Genomic DNA, 1,889 nt, shown 5'->3' with positions numbered 1-1,889 from the left:
GCTAAGTAGAGAGATGACGTGCCATCTAAGTATTGCTTAGCAATGATACATTTTAGCTCTCGGCTATATTTGGACATAAAAAGACCCCCAATAATTGGTGTCCAACTATTGGGGGTCAGTTCACTTAGCGGCTTTGGATAGTCTGATGATGTTAATTAATAGGGTTAATCCTTCCCACGAATGGCGTTGTATATAGCCGCCCCAATCACTGCTCCAATAATCGGTGCAACCCAGAATAACCATAATTGTGAAACAGCCCAATCACCGACAAATACCGCAACACCGGTACTTCGAGCGGGGTTTACAGAGGTGTTGGTTACAGGGATACTGATAAGGTGAATCAGGGTTAAACAAAGACCAATCGCGATAGGTGCGAACCCAGCAGGTGCTTTCGAATCGGTTGCACCCATAATCACGAATAAGAACACCATAGTCATGACGACTTCACACACGAGTGCGGCTGTTAATGAATAACCGCCAGGTGAATGTTCACCATAACCATTAGCAGCAAAACCAGAGGCGGCTACGTCGAAACCTGCTTGCCCAGATGCGATAACGTATAACACGCCACCCGCAATAAGGCCGCCAATCACCTGAGCGATGATATAAGGCGCAACATCCTTGCCATCAAAGCGACCACCACTCCATAGACCGATGGTGACAGCAGGGTTAAGGTGGCAACCGGATATATGACCAATAGCGAAAGCCATAGTGAGTACGGTTAAACCAAAGGCAAGGGAAACTCCGAGTAGACCAATTCCCACATCAGGGAAAGCCGCGGCTAAGACGGCACTACCACAACCGCCTAACACCAACCAAAACGTACCGAACATTTCTGCGATATACTTATTCATAACTATCCTTATTAATCTTTACCAGTATCAATAAGATAGTTTAGATCTATCAAAGTTGTGAAATCTTGGGCATATATAAGAAGAAAAGTATTGTTAGGTTATTGCTTCGAGCTCAATAAGGTTATCAAGCGCTTCTTGGTCTGTTTTACCACAGATGATAGGGCAGGCTTTGAACTGGTGACATACCTTCGGGCGTGAAGGTTGACCAAATAATTTGCATAGATCTTGCTCATTTAATTGAATGCAGCGTACGCCAGCAGGCTTACCATTAGGCATTCCAGGAATAGCAGATGTAATACTTGGAGCGATACAACAAGCTCCACAACCTAGGCGACATTCCATCAAATTAAACTCACTAAATAACAGGGTGCGCGATAGTAGCAAAAAATGATGAGAGTGACAGCTGTTGATTGAATCAAAGAATGAACAATTATTATCCTTGAACTTTTTATGGGCTAGCGGTATAACACGCACCCCAGTAAAAGAGTAAGAAGTAATCCTATGACGAATCCATTTTGGCAAGAAAAGACACTAGAGCAAATGACCGAGAACGAGTGGGAATCACTGTGTGACGGTTGTGGTAAGTGTTGCCTGCATAAACTAATGGATGAAGATAGTGATGAAGTTTACTATACCAACGTGGCGTGCAGCTGGTTAAACGACAAAACATGTTCTTGTAAAGACTACCCGAACCGCTTCACTTCAGGTGAAGAGTGTTTGAAGCTGACTCGTGACAAGATTCATGAATTCCATTGGCTACCAGATACTTGTGCTTACCGTCTTCTATCTGAATCTAAGCCGATTCCTGAGTGGCACCCATTGATTACGGGTTCTAAGTCAGAGATGCATGCTGCAGGTGAAAGTGTTCGTAACAAAGTGGTATACGAAATCGATGTTGTCGATTGGGAAGACCACATCTTGAATCATCCGAATCGCTAAGTATTATAAAAACAGCCGCTCTTTAGCGGCTGTTTTGCTATTTGGCGTCGCCTAAACTTAAAACTCACTTACTCACTTACTTACTTAGCTTAAAGC

3 protein-coding genes and 1 pseudogene are annotated in these 1,889 nt (G+C 43.6%); 1 reads left to right on the top strand and 3 read right to left on the bottom strand.

The features are described 5' to 3' along the window. The 3 genes and pseudogenes from H5300_RS28395 to H5300_RS26465 all read right to left on the bottom strand — a co-directional run. Positions 1-77: pseudogene (locus tag H5300_RS28395) on the bottom strand (helix-turn-helix domain-containing protein); the annotation flags it as partial. An 87-nt stretch (positions 78-164) separates the two neighbouring features. Further along, positions 165-854 carry an aquaporin Z gene (gene aqpZ, locus H5300_RS26470; protein WP_182797336.1) on the bottom strand — a complete coding sequence of 230 codons (690 nt, stop codon included), beginning with the start codon at positions 852-854 and terminating at the stop codon, positions 165-167. A gap of 93 nt (positions 855-947) precedes the next feature. Further along, a complete protein-coding gene (locus H5300_RS26465; protein WP_004734153.1) occupies positions 948-1,196 on the bottom strand; it encodes a YkgJ family cysteine cluster protein in 249 nt (82 codons plus the stop codon). A gap of 159 nt (positions 1,197-1,355) precedes the next feature. Here H5300_RS26465 and H5300_RS26460 point away from each other — a divergent pair, with 159 nt between their 5' ends. Then, positions 1,356-1,793, top strand: coding sequence for a YcgN family cysteine cluster protein (locus H5300_RS26460; protein WP_017067609.1), 438 nt, complete (start codon positions 1,356-1,358; stop codon positions 1,791-1,793). The last annotated feature ends 96 nt before the right edge of the window (positions 1,794-1,889 follow it).

The sequence above is a fragment of the Vibrio sp. SG41-7 genome (genome assembly GCF_014164465.1).
Lineage (GTDB): Bacteria > Pseudomonadota > Gammaproteobacteria > Enterobacterales > Vibrionaceae > Vibrio > Vibrio splendidus.
The sequence above is the reverse complement of the archived record's forward strand: the minus strand, read 5'-3'. Positions and strand labels throughout refer to the sequence as shown.

Bases quoted from the DNA above. Each gene is read 5' to 3' on its own strand.
- H5300_RS26460 (WP_017067609.1), top strand. From the start codon at position 1,356: ATGACGAATCCATTTTGGCAAGAAAAGACACTAGAGCAAATGACCGAG.
- aqpZ (WP_182797336.1), bottom strand. From the start codon at position 854: ATGAATAAGTATATCGCAGAAATGTTCGGTACGTTTTGGTTGGTGTTA.
- H5300_RS26465 (WP_004734153.1), bottom strand. From the start codon at position 1,196: ATGGAATGTCGCCTAGGTTGTGGAGCTTGTTGTATCGCTCCAAGTATT.